Here is a 16539-nt window from a genome sequence, read left to right as displayed (position 1 = left end):
GTAAAAGTTTCATTTAAAAAATGAAGGGCCCTTAAATCCAGTTAGATGAGCAAGAACAAACATTTAGTATGTCATAGTGCACAATGCAATTGTGATTTTGGAGATTTTCCAGATATTTTACAGGTAACAACACAGAAAAAACATTATATAAATGATTCAGATGGCGCGCAAAAGTTAATTGCCACTACTATGGAATTGGGACAGCCATTTACGGCCAATACTTTTGGACAATGTAAATTACAACCTACCGGCAGTAGCTTTAAACCTTGTCAACCCATTATAACAGCTTGGGATGGTTTTTATGATAAAGTTCAAATCATGGAAAATCAAGGATTTCCACTATTAGAGGACAGTAAAGCTACTTGTGCCATTGCAGGTTCACCATGCATAAGTTTCCTTACCCACGGACAGGTAGCCACCCCAAGTGCCAGTAATTTTGAAGAAACCGAAGAAGAAGAGACTATTGCACAACAACTTAACCCGGTACCTTCTCAATCTAGAAAAAAGGCATTTAAATTTCGTTTGATAAAGTAAAGGAAACACATGGGAAATCCGTACAGGACAAAAGTTTAAATAAGGTTTTGGCCATCAACATCAAGTGTTAGAGACAACACGGTATTGTTATAAAAAATTGATTAAAACCAGTGGTATGAAAGCATCAATAACCCAAAATAATTTTAAAATAATTACCAGTTATCAAAACCAAGTTGTAGCAAACAACAAACTACATCTGGATTTTGATAAAATTGAAACTGCTATCATACAACTAGAAATAGTAGCCTCAGATAATAACGACCCTTCTTTTTTTGAGGATGTGGAATGGGTTATTATCGAGAACAATATACGTGTTGACGAGCATGATTATACCGGAGGTCAAAAAGCGGAGCTAACCTTATCCAAGGAGCAAGCTGGTCCGCATGACGCTCCTTCATTTATAAAAATAGAAGTCTTACATCCTGAAATAAAAATAACAGAAACAGTAGAAATCTCACTGGCGGCTACACCAACCATTACAGAAGTGTCTTGGTTTGACCCACGCTCATACGAAAATATCTCCGAAACAGTCTTTAATACATTTGTTGGTATTAGTATAACAGGAGAAGGTATTACGGGAATTCCTTTAACGGTCGAATTATGCTTACGATATAATAATGAAATTATAGATGGTTTTAAAGCCACAAAAGATATAAACAACTATTATACAGAGCTTAAAAAGGAATGGCACGCCAGGAAATTTTTGTTTTTCAATGAAATCAGAAAGGTATACCTCCTTATTTCCTACGTAGGCCGAAATGGAAAGCAGGTTATTTACAATGGTAAAAAAGAAAATAATTTCTTGACCATTGACGGAGTAAAATTTTTTAAAGAAGCTCAAACCGTTTCAAACGAATTAACTACGGTAACTGTAGGTGAAGAACTCTATTTCACACAACGCTATGAACCTTGCAAGTACAAAACCATCTCCTATACCTTTGCAGATCAAGATAAGGTAACCATTTTTGATGAAGATAACCAACCTACAAATACACCTTATAGACAGCCCAATATATCCATTATGGTGGGCGCCCATAAGAAACCCTTGGTAATAGAAGTATCAGGTCATGATGAGAACACCAAGTGCTCCGCTGTTGAAAGGGGAGAAGAAGCGCATTCTAAAAGAATTGTCAATAAAGAAGAAGTTCCAGAAGAGCACATTATCAGTTATGAAGGGAGCAAACTGTCCTTCACCCCATATTTCCCTTATAAATACTTGGATGAAAATCAAAAAATACAAAAGTGGAACTATCTCAAATTTTTAGGGGATTATTTTATACCTCCCAAAGCTGACGAAATTATAATTCCCGTAGAGACCTGTAGGTATTCAAAAAATATTCGCGTTAAGATAGCTCCAGATGTATCGTGGGCCGCACACTTTCAGATAATGCTCAGTCCTTCCCAATTAGAGGAAAAACCAGAAGAGTTACAAATTGCCAGTAAAAAGGACATGTATTTTAGGGGTATAGACAACATTAAACTACATAGAGGTATTGATGAACTGATAGAAAAATATAGACCTCAAATCGAGGATATAGGCAGTCATTTTATGGTACCCATGACCATAGTTCCCAATATTGGGATTTTTAAATCCCTAAATGAGTTCGTCGTAAGCCTTATGTTGGACTATATTAAAAGTATAGGTTCCTGTATGGCCGTAGGTTTTCATACCTATTATAACGAAGAAGATGGTGGCTGCCGTGAAATAGTGTCGTACACGGAACGCTACCCGCACATCGCCAATATGATCTTTGGTCTTATCATCATTATTTTTATTGTGGTAGATATCCTAGTGCTTATCTTATCCGGAGGGAGCTCCGCAGCCGCAAGAATAGGTATAAAAGCCAGTGCAAAAACGGCAAAAATGGCCAGAAAGATTCAGAAAATCCAAGATATTTATGATAAGGTTGGGCGCAAGACCGAACATAATATCTTTCAGATAGATATGCCGATACTTACGCGATCTATAGGCTACGGGTATAAAGTATTCCCTGACGGCACTAGCGGCTATAATTTCGAGTTAAAACTGAGCGCCAACCCAATTTTTGGCCTAACCGCCGAAATAAATGGACACGCGGGAGACTATTTATTAGACGTTACCGGCATTAGTACCTTATTCTCCATAACACGATTTGGAGTAGGTTGGTGGGGAAAAATTTTAAAGTTTAAAAAGTTTAAAAAGAACATCCCGCTTTCAAAGCGTGTTTATAAGATGAAACGGAAAAAAGGCAAAAACGTCGTTTCCAGTGGCTGGTCGGGAGCTATGTCCCTGAATAAATCCGGTGCCCGTAAACTCATAACTCCAGGTGATGTTATTATCATTCTTAATGATATGGAGGAAAACCTAGCCGAAAAAGCTAGAAAGTATGCCGAGGAACTAGGACAAACACTGGAATACTATATCTCTATAGAAGGAAAGTATTCCGCCCAATTCAAGGTAGACTTTAATATCCCCGATGATGGCGCCCCGATTATAGAAATGAAAAACACCTTGGCAAATGGTGAGGAAATATCCACTAACAGTGATAACGAAAAAAAATCGGTGTCTTTTAGCCGTAAAAAAAGTATAGAAGTTTATGCTTTTGTAAAAGCTAGCAGTAAATTTACCTTTACCACCAATTGGATTGCTCCCTACATGCCAGAGTGGTTGGGTACCGAGATAAAGCAAGCCGCGGTGGAGACAAGAATCGGAGTAGATGGCAAAGCGGAGGCCATGTTGCAAGGAGGTATTGCCTTTGAACGCAAGTACGCCTTGGATAATGAAGGCAGACCCTATAGCCAAGATCTTCTCCTCTTTTCCGGTATTGCAGGGAACTATGAGTATAATGTGAAATTTGATCGTAAAGATGAAGATAATTTTCCATCCCATAAAAGCGAAAAAGAAGATAAATTAGACGTAGAATTAAAAGGTGGAAACCCGGATCTGATTATCTTAGAACCTTTCAGTTTTCCGACAGAAAAAACCTATCTTTTTGAGCTTGAAAATATAGTTAAAGGAATATGAAAAAAATAACACTCTTACTCTTTATTGGCCTATTGGCCTGTAAACAGACAACACCACAAAATGCAAAAGTGAACAAAACTTCAGAAGAAACTATGCTAGTAACTAATGATATAAACGAACAAGAGGTTAACTCAAAAAATATAGTTTCGGCTATTCACGCCAAGGTAAAACGTTATGATGAGGAACCCTTGTATTATCTACGGATCGGAAAGGCCAATTGTATGATAGAGGTTTTGGTAAACGATATGCCGGTATACAAAAGTTATGAACTCTCCAATTTGGCAAGCCCTTTGCGGATAAATGGTTCTATTTTAAAATCGGGGAACCAGACCGTTACGGTACGCATGTACCCCGTGGGCGATCTTATTAAGGAAGCATACGACTACGGGGAAACCATAACCCAGTTGGGCGACGCCTCCAATGTACGCATCAAGGTAATACGTCTGGACAAACAAGGGGCCATGGGCCTACGCGACGAAGAGGAGATACTGGACCACCAAAGCCCCACTAAAGATGCCGATGGGGAAGTGTTTGCCGGTACGGGCCTTCCCTTTTATGAATATAGCTTTGAGTTTTTTGCCAAGGTACCCTATGACCTTAGTGAAAACTCCTGGGGAAATGCGGCGGACCTGCGCACCGTGGACCAAGATGTGCTGGAGCAGAAAATGCTAGACTATTATAGAACCTTTTTAAAGGAATATAAAAAGGGGAATGAAGATTTTATTGCACAACAATATTTCCAATCTTTTTATGTACAAGCGCAAGCCTATTATAAAAGTAAAGAAGAAATACAGGAAATGTGGGACGAAGAATTGGAAACAATCAACAACCCTACGGTCAATCCCCAACCCGTAAAGGATTACGAACTGGTGTTTTATGCACAGGGCGGGGTAGCCTTTTTACGCCATAAAACTAAAGAAGATTTATATTATAGAAACAAGTGTGCAGGTTGGGTAAGATATTTTAGGGATGATGTTGAAAAAGGGCTATTTTTCGGCCTCTACCTCTATGCCCCTAAAAAAGGGTTCAATAAAAAAGACTTTAGGTTGATAATGGCTTAATGCGTAATTTCAAGCGAATTTGTGTTTGTATGCTGGTATTGGCCTTTAAGCCCAAAACCGATACTGCTATGTTAATAGTGTAAATCGGGCACCAAAAGCTACCCCTATTTTTGTTTGCTAGAGACTGTAAATTAAACTCTTTCCAAATAGATTTAAGTATTATTCTTATTCAGACAGAGTTCTGTTTACACCCTCATTTAAATAGCTTTTGTTTAATTGGGCCAAGTCAATTTCAACCTTTTTACACCAAAATAAAACGTCTTGAATCTTTTTTATTGGGATAATATAGATGCATTGATCATAGCTATCATGACCTTTTCTTCGATAGTGTTTGGTGTGGCCTATTATTTTATTCTGAAATCCTTATTCAAGCTAAAGGTAAAACATGTCCGGCCACTTTTTGCCCTTCCCCTGGTATTAATGATCCTCACCGTACTGTACGACCCCGGTTATGCGCCCACGGCTATATATATCGATTGCGCCATTCTTCTTATTTTGATCATTGTTGCCCCCATCTATGGCATACTAAAGAACAAAGTGCAACTATCTACCGTAGCCTGGTTACTTACCGTAGGGGCCATTGTCCCGATATCCATAATGGCCGGCCCCTATGGCTTAATAGCCTCAATAGTGCTTATTCTAGTCCTAAGCACCTTAACTCCCTCTAAAAGCGATACCTTTTATGACTTACAGACCCTACTGCCCTCTTCAAAGATACGGTCCATGGCCATGGGCCTGGTAGAGGTTTCCGGGAAAACCGTTATGCTAAAACCCCTAATCTCCAAAATAAAAAAAGTGCCCTGCATCGGCTATATTTATAAAATCGATGTAATCCGAACGGACAAAAAAGGCAGGATACGTTATGACAATATTTTAACGGAGACCCAATGCAATACCTTTCAAATAACCGATGATACGGGCACAGTAACCATTAAGGGAGGAGACATAAGCCTATTGGATCTTCCCGAATCGGAACACAGCTATGAATCCAAGGGCAGACGTTATCAGCAATTTTTATTAAAAGAAGGCATGGACGTACTCTTAATAGGTAAGGCGACCAACAAGGGCGGGCAGGTGTTCATTGAAAAAGACACAACGAAAAATGTCTTCGCCATCGCACCCTTGGATTATGTTTATCAATATAACCAATCGACCCCTTTATATCATTCCTTTATAAGACATTTTATATTTTTAATAGCAATCATCAGTATTGTTCTGCTCTGTAACATCAATATAGACGGCGAAAAAATCGTGATAAGCTTTTTTTCCCTTTTTTAAATCAGAACCGGAACAGCTCTTTAAATATGATTTTTAACACATACATATGAACAGCATAATCTTAATCATAGTACTGGCCCTGATTTTGGTTTACATCGTTTCCAGCGGCATCAAGATCTACAACCGCCTTGTGATGCTGAACCAGAACGTCGACAAGAACTTCGCCAACATCGACGTCCTCTTAAAACAACGTGCAGATGAAATACCCGAGCTCGTAAAAATCGTCAAAAAGTACATGGAATACGAGGAAGGCCTGCTCACCAAGGTCACCGAATTGAGGACGAGGTATTTGAACGCTTCCAATAACGAGAACAAGGTAAAGGCCGCCAATGAACTGGACAAGGCCTTTGCCCATATCATGGCGGTTTCAGAGAACTATCCCGATGTAAAGGCCAATGCCTCCTTCCTCTCCCTACAAAAAAGGGTGTCGGAGCTCGAAGACCACTTGGCCGACCGCAGGGAGCTTTACAACGACAGCGTCAACCTGTACAATATAGGCATCAAGGAATTCCCCGCCCTGTTATTGGCCAAACCCATGGGATATGGAAACAAGGAACTATTGCAGATATCCGAAAAAGAAAAACGATACGATGGAGTTCAGTTTTGAGTATTTCGATATTTTAAAAAGCATAAACAGTAACATCGGCAGTATTAAGCTTATGGCCTATGGCGGTATTCTATTATTATATATTCCCTATTGGCTACTATTGAAACTGTTCAAGCAGGATACAACCGGGAAAATGAATTCCCTAGGACTATTATATTTTGTTTTGACATGGTTGATGAGTGGCTTTACCATAGGTATCCTATGCCAAGATGAAACCTCGGGAATAAAGTTGTTCCTTGTTTTTATATCTATCATCACGGTCAACCTCATTTTTGTGCTGAACAATCACTCCCGCCTGTACAAGGTTTACCACAAAAACATACAAGAAATGGCTGGTCTGGAATGAATCGTATTTGCGGCCGGGTATTGGGGCCGGGTATCACAAGCCGGTTCAACAAAACAAAGAACAAAGGGGAAAACCGATCGTTATTTTAAAATATCGGCAAGCCCAATTTTAATCGGGACAATAAAATAGATTTAATAATTAAACTTACTCTCCTAAATTTTGGGGTATCTACAAAACAGAAACCGGACATTTTGAACGCAAAACACTATTTTATCAATAAGTAATATGGTAATACCTTTATCGAAACAACTCGAAAAAATAAACATTTAATATCGTATGAAAATAGTGGGTTATTTTTTATTGGGCCTAGCGCTTTTAACGTGCAAACAAAAGAATGCCCAATTAAATTTAGAAAGAAAGAAATCAAACATGAATAAGTATGCACCTATGCAATTTGATACACGCCCGTATTATACCATTCAGATAGCAAAGGGAGGAAGTACTGTAGAGCTATTTGTAAACGATATCATCGTTTATCGCTATTTGGAACAGGGTGGACTTTCTGTGAATGTTCCAATTAACGCTACCTTAATGAAAAGTGGCACTCATGAACTAAAGCTAAAAGTATATCCCGACAAAGGTAAAACCTATTTAGATGAATATTCATACGTCAACATTGATGTGCGGTTATATGCCGATGTAGATGATCCAGCAAGTGAGTATCGATCTATTTTAAAATTCGATCTTCCCGAAGAAACAAAGACTACAAAAGTACCTTACTTTGAAATTGAGCTTCCATTTAAAGCCGAAGTACCTTTTGACCTTGGATATATACTAGACAATGCTGAAATTTTAAAAGGTCAGGACAATATAGAAAAAGAAATCATCGGCGAATACAAAAATGCACATAAAGCCTTTAAAAACTTGGATGCCCAATGGTTCATAGATAAACGCAGAGAAGGTAATTACGCCGTGGCAACCGCCTTTTATTTGACCCAAGACCAATACCACAAAAGAGAGTCTAATTTCAAAAGTCTTTTTGATTTAAATGCAAAAGTGGAACCTATAGAAGAATTTGAGATAGAATATGCCGCCAAAGGTAAAATTGCATATCTCGTACAAAAAGGAACGAGGGGTCCCGTATTGAGAAGTTTTATAAATAAAGGAGAAGCTAACCAAGAAGAGATTACGATTATGATTGGACTTTACAGAAAAAAGGGCTCCAATACCTTTTCTTTCTTTTAACCTTTATTAATATGAATCGGTTATAAAAGTACCATTCAGACTAAAAAGATAGACCTTATCAATAAAACCCATCACAAAAGCTATTTAGTTTAATGTATTAAGTAGCTTTTGTTTTTTAGGTGTCGGGAAGGTTACGAACAAAGCAAACCCTACAACGCTCGCTCCCTGAGCATACTAAAAACAGGATGGAACGGTTATAATGGAAACGGGATCGGTAAAAACGGGCACATGCCTACCAAGAGGCGGGCATTATTTTAAGACAGTTCCCTGATGTTTAATCAAGAAAGAGACTTGTTACTCGTTTTGGTTCTGTACAAAAGCCGCCCTGTTAATTGGGAAGGAACTCTACAATCGTATTGGAAAAAAAGATTACTACTTAAATTAAGAAACTCAAATATGCGCATAATAAAATTCATGAGCCTAGTAATATTGTTTTCTTGCTCTAGTTGCTCAAATAATCTTAATCTGGCAAACATAAACTTTGATGCTAATTTTGAAAAAACCATTTCATCGTTCAAAATTGAAGAAAAAAGAGAAATCAACCTTAAATCGGACTTCAAATTTGCGAGAATCGAGCCACTTGACCATCTGGAGGAAAATAGAAACAACATAATTTATAGTTATTTTATTTCCCCCCGCTAGCGCTCGTTTGCAACGAGTGCCCTACAGAGTAAGCCGTATGCTATACAAATAACGCTAAACAATAAAACCTATCTATATTTCCAGATAGGTTTTCGTATTTTTAAACAATGAGCAGAAAATACAAATTCCATAATCCAACAACTGCATATTTTGTTTCTTTTGCTACTGTATATTAGAAAGTATTATTACTGATTTTGTTAGTAATTCAATAGGTTGGAAATATAGTAGCGCTAAAAACTTTGCAGAGGATCATACTATATTAACAATTGACGATATTGGTTTCTAGAATAAAAAATAACTGGGACGGCACTCGTTGCAAACGAGCGCTAGCGGGGGTCGTCCTTCGGCAAAGGAAAAGAATATTTATATGATGGCAAATCCCATAGATGGATTTACTTGTTCGATGATTATTGGTTAATGTACCAACAATAGGGCATTACTGGCTACCCAGCCGCCGTAATGCTGACAAACAATTTTGGTGGTGGATCGGACAAATTGGGAGCAAACGTCGCTTTTATGGCTACTTTTTATGGTGAGCTTAAATTTGAAGTATTAGCGGTGAAATTTGATACCCTGAATGGTTTTTCACTCGGTGGCAAAACCACCATTGGAGGTAAGTTCGGTATTTCTATAGAACTCAGCATTGACATAGAGCTTACAAGTTGGCAGGTGTGAAAACTACACCTATTGTCGCGAATTTTAAGACCGGCATAATCTGTTAACGAGAGATGGCTACTTCGGTGGCGATATTGAGATTGACTCAGGTGATAATGGTATATTCGTACAACCAGTACTTAAATTTTCTGGCGTTATGGTCATTGGTAAAATAGAAGAAAGGGTAATACCCGATGACGAGGAACGATTTGCGGAATAGTATTTATTATAGTAATACAATAATTTATGCAACATAATTTTTTAAAGCCCTATTATTCCTTATATCAAAGGCTTGGATGTTCCGGTGAACTATATGTGAACGACGTATTGGTATACAGCTTTTTTGGAGACCAGACACAGGAAGGTGGTTCTACCGGGGCAGTGCCTATCAACAATGTGATTTTAGAAAGTGGCAAATATAAAGTCGTAGGCAAAATGCTTCCTAGATATGGTAAAAAAGCCATTACGGAAGAAGAATATATGTCTCTTGACTTTCATGTAGCCGAGACCGAAGGGCCATTGGGGACAATGAAAAAAACAAGGTATAAATTTCACCCCCGTATAGAACAACCTTGGGATGGCCTTAGCGAAAATATTAATTATCCTGTATTTGAAATATCAACAGAAATAGAAGTTGAATTACCTTTTGTTCTTGATGGTTGGCAAAACTCGGTCGACCTCTCAAAAATTAAAGAAGAAAAACTTTTTGAAGAGGTTTTTGCCTTTTATAACCAACTATATTTAGTGATGGAATCTCATAATGCGGGAAAATATTTAGAACTTTCCAAAGAAAAAATGAGATTGCAAGAGCAAGCCTTTTACTTTTCCGAAGAACGAAAAGCGAATTTTCAAAAAGGAGCCATGCAAATTTTTGGACAAAAATTGCAAATGCTGCCCATGAAAAAAGATGAACTTCGCGTTCAGGTCATGGGACACGGTAAACTAGTGCGTCTGGTACGCCTTGATGGTACGGAAGCCCTTAAGTTCAAAAGTCCAGACCCAGAGAGCCAAGGCGATATTGAATTTGAAGTAAAGCTTCACAAACGGGATCTTTCAAAAGGATTCTCTATCATATAGTTAGCTCTTAGAATTATGAGAAATCTACAATATGAATTTTTGGATCCCTTCATGGAAAAGGAACTTGTAAAAGAAGGAATCTCCAAAAAACAAGTTTTAGCCGATTTTGAAAAAATAAATTGGCACGAACTGGTGAAGGATTCCTTCTCTGGAAACCAAGATGGAAATACGAAAAAAAAAGAGGCAGACCCGAGAAACGATTTTTGGTATTTCAACATCTCCTACTCCGATGTAAAACATCAAAAATCACAACTATTAATTGTGCCCAACTTTGCAATTAACGATTCTTTTTTGGAAAACGATTTGCGGTTTTCGCTTGAATATAGCAGACCGAAAATGGTGGAGGTACCCAAATGGAAACAATTTTTCGGAAGTGCCGATAAAAAACTTGTGACCGATTTCTCAACCTGCATAAGGGAAATTAACTTTATCGACACAAGGGATTTACTTGTTCATTTTCTGGATGGGGAAAATAGAATTCTTGAAAACAGGATAACTGAAACCGGTCCATTATTTTTAAACCGTTTTGATTAATAAAACTATTCATGAAACGAAGACAATTTATCGAAAGTACCTTGGTTACAATTATAGGTCTCTGTTCCCCTCCCCTTTTGGCAAGTTGCTCCAAAAAAGGTAATATTCATTTAAATACCCTTATGGGCAAAGGAGAAAAATTACTTCAGGAATTTCCCCATCAAGGAGATCAATATTTTTCATTCTACATACTTGAGCCGGGTGATTTTGTTCACCCCAATATAAAAGGAGACAAAGCCTATGTTTATTGTGAAAATGGTAAGATTGTAGGATACACCATTACTTCTGAAAAGATTGAGGAAAAACAAAAATGGCAGGAACATTCAAAACAAATGTATGGTGTCGGGAAAAAAATCTACGAGAATGATTATGGCATGTCGCAACAATGGCAAAACGAAAAACTAAAAATCACCCTAAGTTCATCTGGAAACCAAAGAGAAAATATTGATGATAAGGTGTTTTATAGCGAGGTACTTGCCTCAAGTAATATTATACTGGCAAATTAACGGCTTTCGTAATCAGTGAGTCTTTCCTACTATCGAATTAAGCTAGTGAGCAAACAACTGAATCAATGACCTACTTGCTAATCCCCGTCTTATTGGCCTCAATCTTAAGTTTTCTTTTTCTGAAGAAAAAAAAATCCCGGAATAAGACAAGTAAAGCCTTTAAAGGCTTTACTTTTTTATGGGTGAATATGGTCTTTTTACTACTTTTTTATTTAACTCCAGAATTGGTAAAAACTGGCTACGCCTTCATTGCCTATCCCAGATACGAGGCCGAAATAATTGACCTAAAAAGTGAATCTAGTTGGATAAACAGAAGCGGAAGCAAGCGTAGGGTTCTTATGCATACCCCAATTGTTAGTTTTAAACCGGAAAACAGTAAGGTACATCTTAAAATGCCATTGGACATAGCATCGTCGGAAAGACCTGAAATTGGCAGTATTAGAGAGGTTGCCTATAAGAACAACGTCATATACGAAATCTCCAAAAAGGGGTATCTCTTTTTGGCAGGCACTGTCTTACTGTGCATCCTCTTGTTCTACCCTATTCTCTATTTGATATTTGTTATAATTGGCAAAGACACCGGATATCTTAAAAAAACAGGAGTCAAGGGTTTTGTTTATTTTGCACTTTTAACCATTATTACCTTCGCTATCATTCTGTTTAATGGAATAAAAGGATAATGGGATAGATGAAATATTTAGGCCCATTAGATGTAATAAATTAAAAGATAATCTAGCTATGCAACAGAAAACTATATTTCTGATTTTCCTGATTTCTATCTCATTAAACATAAGCTGTCAAACTAAAAAGCAAACAGGTGACGATAAAACAGTAGACCCTACCAATATGAAAATTGATATATTAAAAATTAATTTCTCAACTGACCTTGGTAAACTTTTAAAAACGGCTGATTTTAAAGTCAAAGAAAGTGAATTCTCCGAATATATAAAGGCTGAACGGACTACAAATGTTAACTTGTTTAAATTGGGCGATATTGAACTTTTATCTACTTATGAAATCAATGGCGTCAAAATCCCTAATGATAGTTATATTTCATTAAGCAGGCAAAATGGAGATAGCGATTTAATAGAAACATTACACTTAAGATATAATTTTATTGGTGATAAAGACTTAATCTTTAATGAACTTAAAAAGCTATTAGGAGCTGCAGAAAATCTAAATAATGATGAATCTATAAATGCACTCAAAGAAAAAGAAAATTTCATTTGGAGAGGTATTGGCGATAATCGTTCTCTAATCTTATCTCAATTTACCGATGGTTCGGCAATTGGCGTAGGAGATGTTGATTCTCGGCGAATAAATTCAGTTCTCATCTATATAATTGATGGAAAATCTGAAATAAATTACCCTAATGGACAGAAAGAAAAAATAATCGAGCGATTAGAAAATAGATTTTCCCGATAGCACCATTAAATCAAAATTCTAATTTTAAAAATACGAATGACCAAGCTGCACTTCCATAAAAATACAAATTTTCCAATTTACGCTAATCTGTAAATTCGCACTCTATTTAAATTGTATTGTTGCCGTAATTAACTACTATTAAAATGAAAAAATCACTTTTGTTTACATTAGCGTTTTTATTTCTTTCTTGTAGTGATTCGGACACGGACTCTGATGATGATTTATTAAATAAAAATGCAGAATTGTTAGTGGGTAAGTGGGCTTATTCATCTAGTCGCATAAATGGAGCTATAAATAATCAGTTTAAACATTCTGGCGAAGCTTGTCCAGGTTTTAAACCAGATTATATCCAGTTTACCGAAAACGGAAGATACATACAGTTTGCCTTTTTAAATTGTGAAGAAGAGTTTGTTGTTGATAAATTATACCAATTGAAAGGAGATACCATTTACATAACAAATGAAGAGACAGGTAATAAAGTTTTTAACAGTACAATATTAGAAGTAACCCAAAGTACACTAATACTAAGAACCGAAATTCCTGATATTGTTCTCGAAGAAGGTTTTAAAAAAATTGAATAAGACCCTCGCTAGCGATCGTTAACGAGTGCCATACGGAGTAAGAAACAACAAGAAATAAAGAAAGCAGAGAACCACTACAATTCATATTGCAGTGGTTTTTTATTACAGAGTATTATACAGTTTCACTAACCCAAAAAATGTTCGATTTTCATGTAGAAAAAAGACAAAACTTAAGAATTGAATATCCTAATTACAGAAAAATATGTAAACTTGCTATCGGGAATTCCTATAAATTTTCGTTTAGGTATTAAACATCTATCGAATGAAGAAAAGCCGTTAAAAACGAAGCTATCTCGAACATAATTCAATGAACATTACATATGAAATCAATCTTGCTTAGTGTATTATTTCTAGTATCGCCCTTTCTTCTTATGGCTCAGGATGCCACTGAAAACTGGGTCGAAACAGAGGCTACCATTCTTGAAGTTCACAATAAGGTCAAGGCGAAAAGCACTAGGGCTTTTGCCATGGTATCTTTTACCGCCAATGATGGCAATCAATATGAAACCCAAGTGGAACTGCTGGCCATTCCGATATTCGGCACTACTAAGGCCGTCAACGATAAGATTACCATCTTGTACAACCCCGAGACACCGCAATTGGCCAAAACGCCATCAAAATCTTTTATCGAGTCATATGCCATGTACCTATTGATCGGTGCGGGAATTATATTCAGCTTTTTCAACCTTAAAAAAGCATGGTCGAAGCGCCAATAGTAAGCCTAAATGCCATAAATTGCATTAAGTCCAAGAGTTCAGCGATATCGATACCCACCCCAAAATTCAGCTCCTTTTTAATTTTAGGTTTCGGTGGAGAAATCAATCACTTTGATTCCTAGCACTTATAAAGTAATTGCGAATCGAGTAGGCCTTGACATCAAATCAATTATGACAAAATAGTATAAACTCCGAAACATACAGGCATTGTAGATTTTATATGTCACTTTTTTGCCCTCTTTTATAGCTTGCTACATCTTATATCCTATAAGTACACCCGTTATTAGAAATGTCATTTCGACAAATAGTCGCTTTTTTAATAATTTATGTAATCAACCTTTCGTTACTACAATAGAAAATAAAACAAGTCCGTGCTGGAAACCTTCAGAGTAGATACCATAGATACCCCGATAATCATTTTTATGGTATTATTTTCAAGTGCTTTCGGTATCTTTTATTTCTTGGTATTAAACGGTATTTATAAGATCACCGTTAAACCGGGCTGGCCTTTATTCGCCGTTCCCCCTGCCGTGGTCTTGATTACGGCTTTTTTCGACCCTGGTTACGTTCTCTTCGCTTGCTTGGTCAATTTCCCCCTTCTTTTGCTCCTTATGATCTTCGGAGGAATATATAAATCAATTCGTAAAAAGGAATCACTCTTAGGTATTTTTCTTTTTTTATTGGGAATGCCCCTAATAATGCTCACATGGCCTTGGGGTATTTTTCTGTTGTTTGCCGTTCCTCTTTTCTTGGATATCGTTAAACCTAGTAAGAAGAATGTCTTTTACGATTTACAAGGCACCCTCGCCACCTCCAAGGTACGTTCAATGGCCATGGGCTTGGTAGAAATTTCCGGAAAAACCAGAATGCTCGACCCCGTAATATCTAGAATAAAAAAAGAACCCTGCATCGGATATGTTTATAAAATCGATACGATAAGTAGGGATAAGGATGGCAAAAAAAGCTATACCAATATCTCCATGGAAACCCAATGCAATACCTTTGAAATAGCCGATGATACGGGCACGGTGACCATTAAGGGAGAAGACATAAGTATATTGAATTTTCCCGAATCGGAACACAGTTATGAATCCAATGGCAAACGTTATCAGCTATTTTTGTTGAAAGAAGGTATGCACGTACTCTTGGTAGGTAAGGCTATCAACAGGGGACAGCAAGTGTTCATAGAAAAAGAACCTTCGAAAGACATCTTCGCAATCGCCCCCTTTGATTATGTTCAACGTTGGAACGTCTTACGACCGCTACGTAATTCGCTTATAAGACATTTTATATTTTTAATCGCGATAATCAGTATTATACTACTTTGCGATATAGATATAGAGGGTGAAAAGGTAATCGTAAGGTTTACTTCTCTTTTTAAGGCGTTTGACCTAAAACAATTTTTACCATTTGAATTTTAATACATAAAAATATGAACCACATTATCTTAATTATAGTACTGGCCCTGATTTTGGTTTACATCGTTTCCAGCGGCGTTAAGATCTACAACCGCCTGGTGATGTTGAACCAGAACGTCGACAAGAACTTCGCCAATATCGACATCCTCTTAAAACAGCGCGCCGAGGAGATTCCCGAGCTGGTAAAAATCGTCAAAAAGTATATGGAATACGAAGAAGGCCTGCTCACCAAGGTGACCGAATTGAGAACGAGGTATTTGAACGCTTCCAATAACGACAACAAGGTAAAGGCCGCCAATGAATTGAACAAGGCCTTTGCGAATATATTGGCGGTTTCGGAGAACTACCCCGATGTAAAGGCCAATTCCTCCTTCCTATCCCTACAGCAAAGGGTATCGGAGCTCGAAAACCACTTGGCCGACCGGAGGGAACTTTACAACGACAGCGTCAACCTGTACAATATAGGCATCAATGAATTTCCCGCCCTGTTATTGGCCAAACCCATGGGATACGGTAAAAAACAACTATTGCAGATTTCCGAAAAAGAAAAACAGTACGATGGAGTTCAGTTTTGAGTATGTTGATTTTCTAAAAGGAATCAACAACAATATTGCTATTATTCAATCCTTGGCGTATATCGGTATTTTGGTATTGTATATACCCTACAGGTTCTTGATTAGCCTCTTCAAACAAGCACCCGATGGCAAAATGAACATCCTGGGCCTACTCTATTTCATTGCTACATGGTTCCTCGGTGCTATCATCATTGGTATTATGCAGTACAATGACCAAGCAACGCTGAAATTGTTTTTAGTTTGGGCCGCTATAGCCTTCGTTAACCTCATATTTATTTTGACCAATCATTCCCTCTTGTACAAGATTTATCAAACTAAAGTAAACTACCTCGGTGCAAGCCCGCGAGGCATTAAAAGGAATACACCTTGATTTTGAGGCAAGCTTCGGAACATTTA

The 16539-nt window shown here is 37.4% G+C and carries 18 protein-coding genes; all 18 read left to right on the top strand.

Translation table 11 applies throughout. The features are described 5' to 3' along the window. Positions 1-45 precede the first annotated feature (45 nt). Positions 46-534: a DUF4280 domain-containing protein gene (locus tag B4Q04_RS14495; protein ID WP_088697229.1), complete on the top strand. Its 489-nt coding sequence runs from the start codon at positions 46-48 to the stop codon at positions 532-534. 115 nt (positions 535-649) lie between these two features. Continuing rightward, entirely contained in the window at positions 650-3538 is a 2889-nt protein-coding gene (locus B4Q04_RS14490) for a hypothetical protein (protein WP_088697228.1), read from the top strand. Then, positions 3535-4599 (top strand): hypothetical protein, encoded by a 1065-nt coding sequence (locus B4Q04_RS14485; protein ID WP_088697227.1) that lies wholly within the window; start codon positions 3535-3537, stop codon positions 4597-4599. The genes B4Q04_RS14490 and B4Q04_RS14485 overlap by 4 nt, the downstream gene beginning before the upstream one ends. Positions 4600-4860: 261 nt before the next feature. Then, on the top strand, positions 4861-5877 hold the full coding sequence (locus B4Q04_RS14480) for a hypothetical protein (protein WP_088697226.1): 1017 nt from the start codon (positions 4861-4863) through the stop codon (positions 5875-5877). A 46-nt stretch (positions 5878-5923) separates the two neighbouring features. Then, positions 5924-6484, top strand: a complete 561-nt coding sequence (locus B4Q04_RS14475) for a LemA family protein (RefSeq protein WP_088697225.1) — start codon at positions 5924-5926, stop codon at positions 6482-6484. Next, positions 6468-6830 (top strand): hypothetical protein, encoded by a 363-nt coding sequence (locus B4Q04_RS14470; protein ID WP_046287290.1) that lies wholly within the window; start codon positions 6468-6470, stop codon positions 6828-6830. The genes B4Q04_RS14475 and B4Q04_RS14470 overlap by 17 nt, the downstream gene beginning before the upstream one ends. Positions 6831-7106: 276 nt before the next feature. Beyond that, positions 7107-8015, top strand: a complete 909-nt coding sequence (locus B4Q04_RS14465; protein WP_088697224.1) for a hypothetical protein — start codon at positions 7107-7109, stop codon at positions 8013-8015. Positions 8016-9116: 1101 nt separating this feature from the next. Then, on the top strand, positions 9117-9332 hold the full coding sequence (locus B4Q04_RS14455) for a hypothetical protein (RefSeq protein WP_088697222.1): 216 nt from the start codon (positions 9117-9119) through the stop codon (positions 9330-9332). 225 nt (positions 9333-9557) lie between these two features. Next, a complete protein-coding gene (locus tag B4Q04_RS14450) occupies positions 9558-10388 on the top strand; it encodes a hypothetical protein (RefSeq protein ID WP_088697221.1) in 831 nt (276 codons plus the stop codon). Between the two features lie 15 nt (positions 10389-10403). Beyond that, positions 10404-10922 carry a hypothetical protein gene (locus tag B4Q04_RS14445; protein ID WP_088697220.1) on the top strand — a complete coding sequence of 173 codons (519 nt, stop codon included), beginning with the start codon at positions 10404-10406 and terminating at the stop codon, positions 10920-10922. Positions 10923-11044: 122 nt separating this feature from the next. After that, a complete protein-coding gene (locus tag B4Q04_RS14440; RefSeq protein ID WP_123772377.1) occupies positions 11045-11428 on the top strand; it encodes a hypothetical protein in 384 nt (127 codons plus the stop codon). A gap of 65 nt (positions 11429-11493) precedes the next feature. Beyond that, on the top strand, positions 11494-12108 hold the full coding sequence (locus B4Q04_RS14435) for a hypothetical protein (protein WP_088697218.1): 615 nt from the start codon (positions 11494-11496) through the stop codon (positions 12106-12108). 58 nt (positions 12109-12166) lie between these two features. Then, on the top strand, positions 12167-12853 hold the full coding sequence (locus B4Q04_RS14430; protein ID WP_088697217.1) for a hypothetical protein: 687 nt from the start codon (positions 12167-12169) through the stop codon (positions 12851-12853). Between the two features lie 143 nt (positions 12854-12996). Next, the gene (locus B4Q04_RS14425) at positions 12997-13434 is read left to right on the top strand and encodes a lipocalin family protein (protein ID WP_088697216.1); all 438 of its coding nucleotides are present in this window, start codon (positions 12997-12999) and stop codon (positions 13432-13434) included. Between the two features lie 320 nt (positions 13435-13754). Then, complete coding sequence (locus tag B4Q04_RS14420; protein WP_088697215.1) at positions 13755-14150, top strand: DUF3592 domain-containing protein; 396 nt, start codon at positions 13755-13757, stop codon at positions 14148-14150. Positions 14151-14572: 422 nt separating this feature from the next. Further along, on the top strand, positions 14573-15571 hold the full coding sequence (locus B4Q04_RS14415) for a hypothetical protein (RefSeq protein WP_123772376.1): 999 nt from the start codon (positions 14573-14575) through the stop codon (positions 15569-15571). An 11-nt stretch (positions 15572-15582) separates the two neighbouring features. After that, complete coding sequence (locus B4Q04_RS14410; RefSeq protein WP_088697213.1) at positions 15583-16143, top strand: LemA family protein; 561 nt, start codon at positions 15583-15585, stop codon at positions 16141-16143. After that, positions 16127-16513, top strand: a complete 387-nt coding sequence (locus tag B4Q04_RS14405; RefSeq protein ID WP_013991834.1) for a hypothetical protein — start codon at positions 16127-16129, stop codon at positions 16511-16513. Before B4Q04_RS14410 ends, B4Q04_RS14405 begins: the two co-directional genes overlap by 17 nt. The last annotated feature ends 26 nt before the right edge of the window (positions 16514-16539 follow it).

This window comes from Zobellia sp. OII3 (assembly GCF_002211465.1).
GTDB lineage: Bacteria > Bacteroidota > Bacteroidia > Flavobacteriales > Flavobacteriaceae > Zobellia > Zobellia galactanivorans.
The sequence above is the reverse complement of the archived record's forward strand: the minus strand, read 5'-3'. Positions and strand labels throughout refer to the sequence as shown.

Bases quoted from the DNA above. Each gene is read 5' to 3' on its own strand.
- B4Q04_RS14495 (WP_088697229.1), top strand. From the start codon at position 46: ATGAGCAAGAACAAACATTTAGTATGTCATAGTGCACAATGCAATTGT.
- B4Q04_RS14490 (WP_088697228.1), top strand. From the start codon at position 650: ATGAAAGCATCAATAACCCAAAATAATTTTAAAATAATTACCAGTTAT.
- B4Q04_RS14485 (WP_088697227.1), top strand. From the start codon at position 3,535: ATGAAAAAAATAACACTCTTACTCTTTATTGGCCTATTGGCCTGTAAA.
- B4Q04_RS14475 (WP_088697225.1), top strand. From the start codon at position 5,924: ATGAACAGCATAATCTTAATCATAGTACTGGCCCTGATTTTGGTTTAC.
- B4Q04_RS14470 (WP_046287290.1), top strand. From the start codon at position 6,468: ATGGAGTTCAGTTTTGAGTATTTCGATATTTTAAAAAGCATAAACAGT.
- B4Q04_RS14465 (WP_088697224.1), top strand. From the start codon at position 7,107: ATGAAAATAGTGGGTTATTTTTTATTGGGCCTAGCGCTTTTAACGTGC.
- B4Q04_RS14455 (WP_088697222.1), top strand. From the start codon at position 9,117: ATGCTGACAAACAATTTTGGTGGTGGATCGGACAAATTGGGAGCAAAC.
- B4Q04_RS14450 (WP_088697221.1), top strand. From the start codon at position 9,558: ATGCAACATAATTTTTTAAAGCCCTATTATTCCTTATATCAAAGGCTT.
- B4Q04_RS14445 (WP_088697220.1), top strand. From the start codon at position 10,404: ATGAGAAATCTACAATATGAATTTTTGGATCCCTTCATGGAAAAGGAA.
- B4Q04_RS14440 (WP_123772377.1), top strand. From the start codon at position 11,045: ATGGGCAAAGGAGAAAAATTACTTCAGGAATTTCCCCATCAAGGAGAT.
- B4Q04_RS14435 (WP_088697218.1), top strand. From the start codon at position 11,494: ATGACCTACTTGCTAATCCCCGTCTTATTGGCCTCAATCTTAAGTTTT.
- B4Q04_RS14430 (WP_088697217.1), top strand. From the start codon at position 12,167: ATGCAACAGAAAACTATATTTCTGATTTTCCTGATTTCTATCTCATTA.
- B4Q04_RS14425 (WP_088697216.1), top strand. From the start codon at position 12,997: ATGAAAAAATCACTTTTGTTTACATTAGCGTTTTTATTTCTTTCTTGT.
- B4Q04_RS14420 (WP_088697215.1), top strand. From the start codon at position 13,755: ATGAAATCAATCTTGCTTAGTGTATTATTTCTAGTATCGCCCTTTCTT.
- B4Q04_RS14415 (WP_123772376.1), top strand. From the start codon at position 14,573: ATGGTATTATTTTCAAGTGCTTTCGGTATCTTTTATTTCTTGGTATTA.
- B4Q04_RS14410 (WP_088697213.1), top strand. From the start codon at position 15,583: ATGAACCACATTATCTTAATTATAGTACTGGCCCTGATTTTGGTTTAC.
- B4Q04_RS14405 (WP_013991834.1), top strand. From the start codon at position 16,127: ATGGAGTTCAGTTTTGAGTATGTTGATTTTCTAAAAGGAATCAACAAC.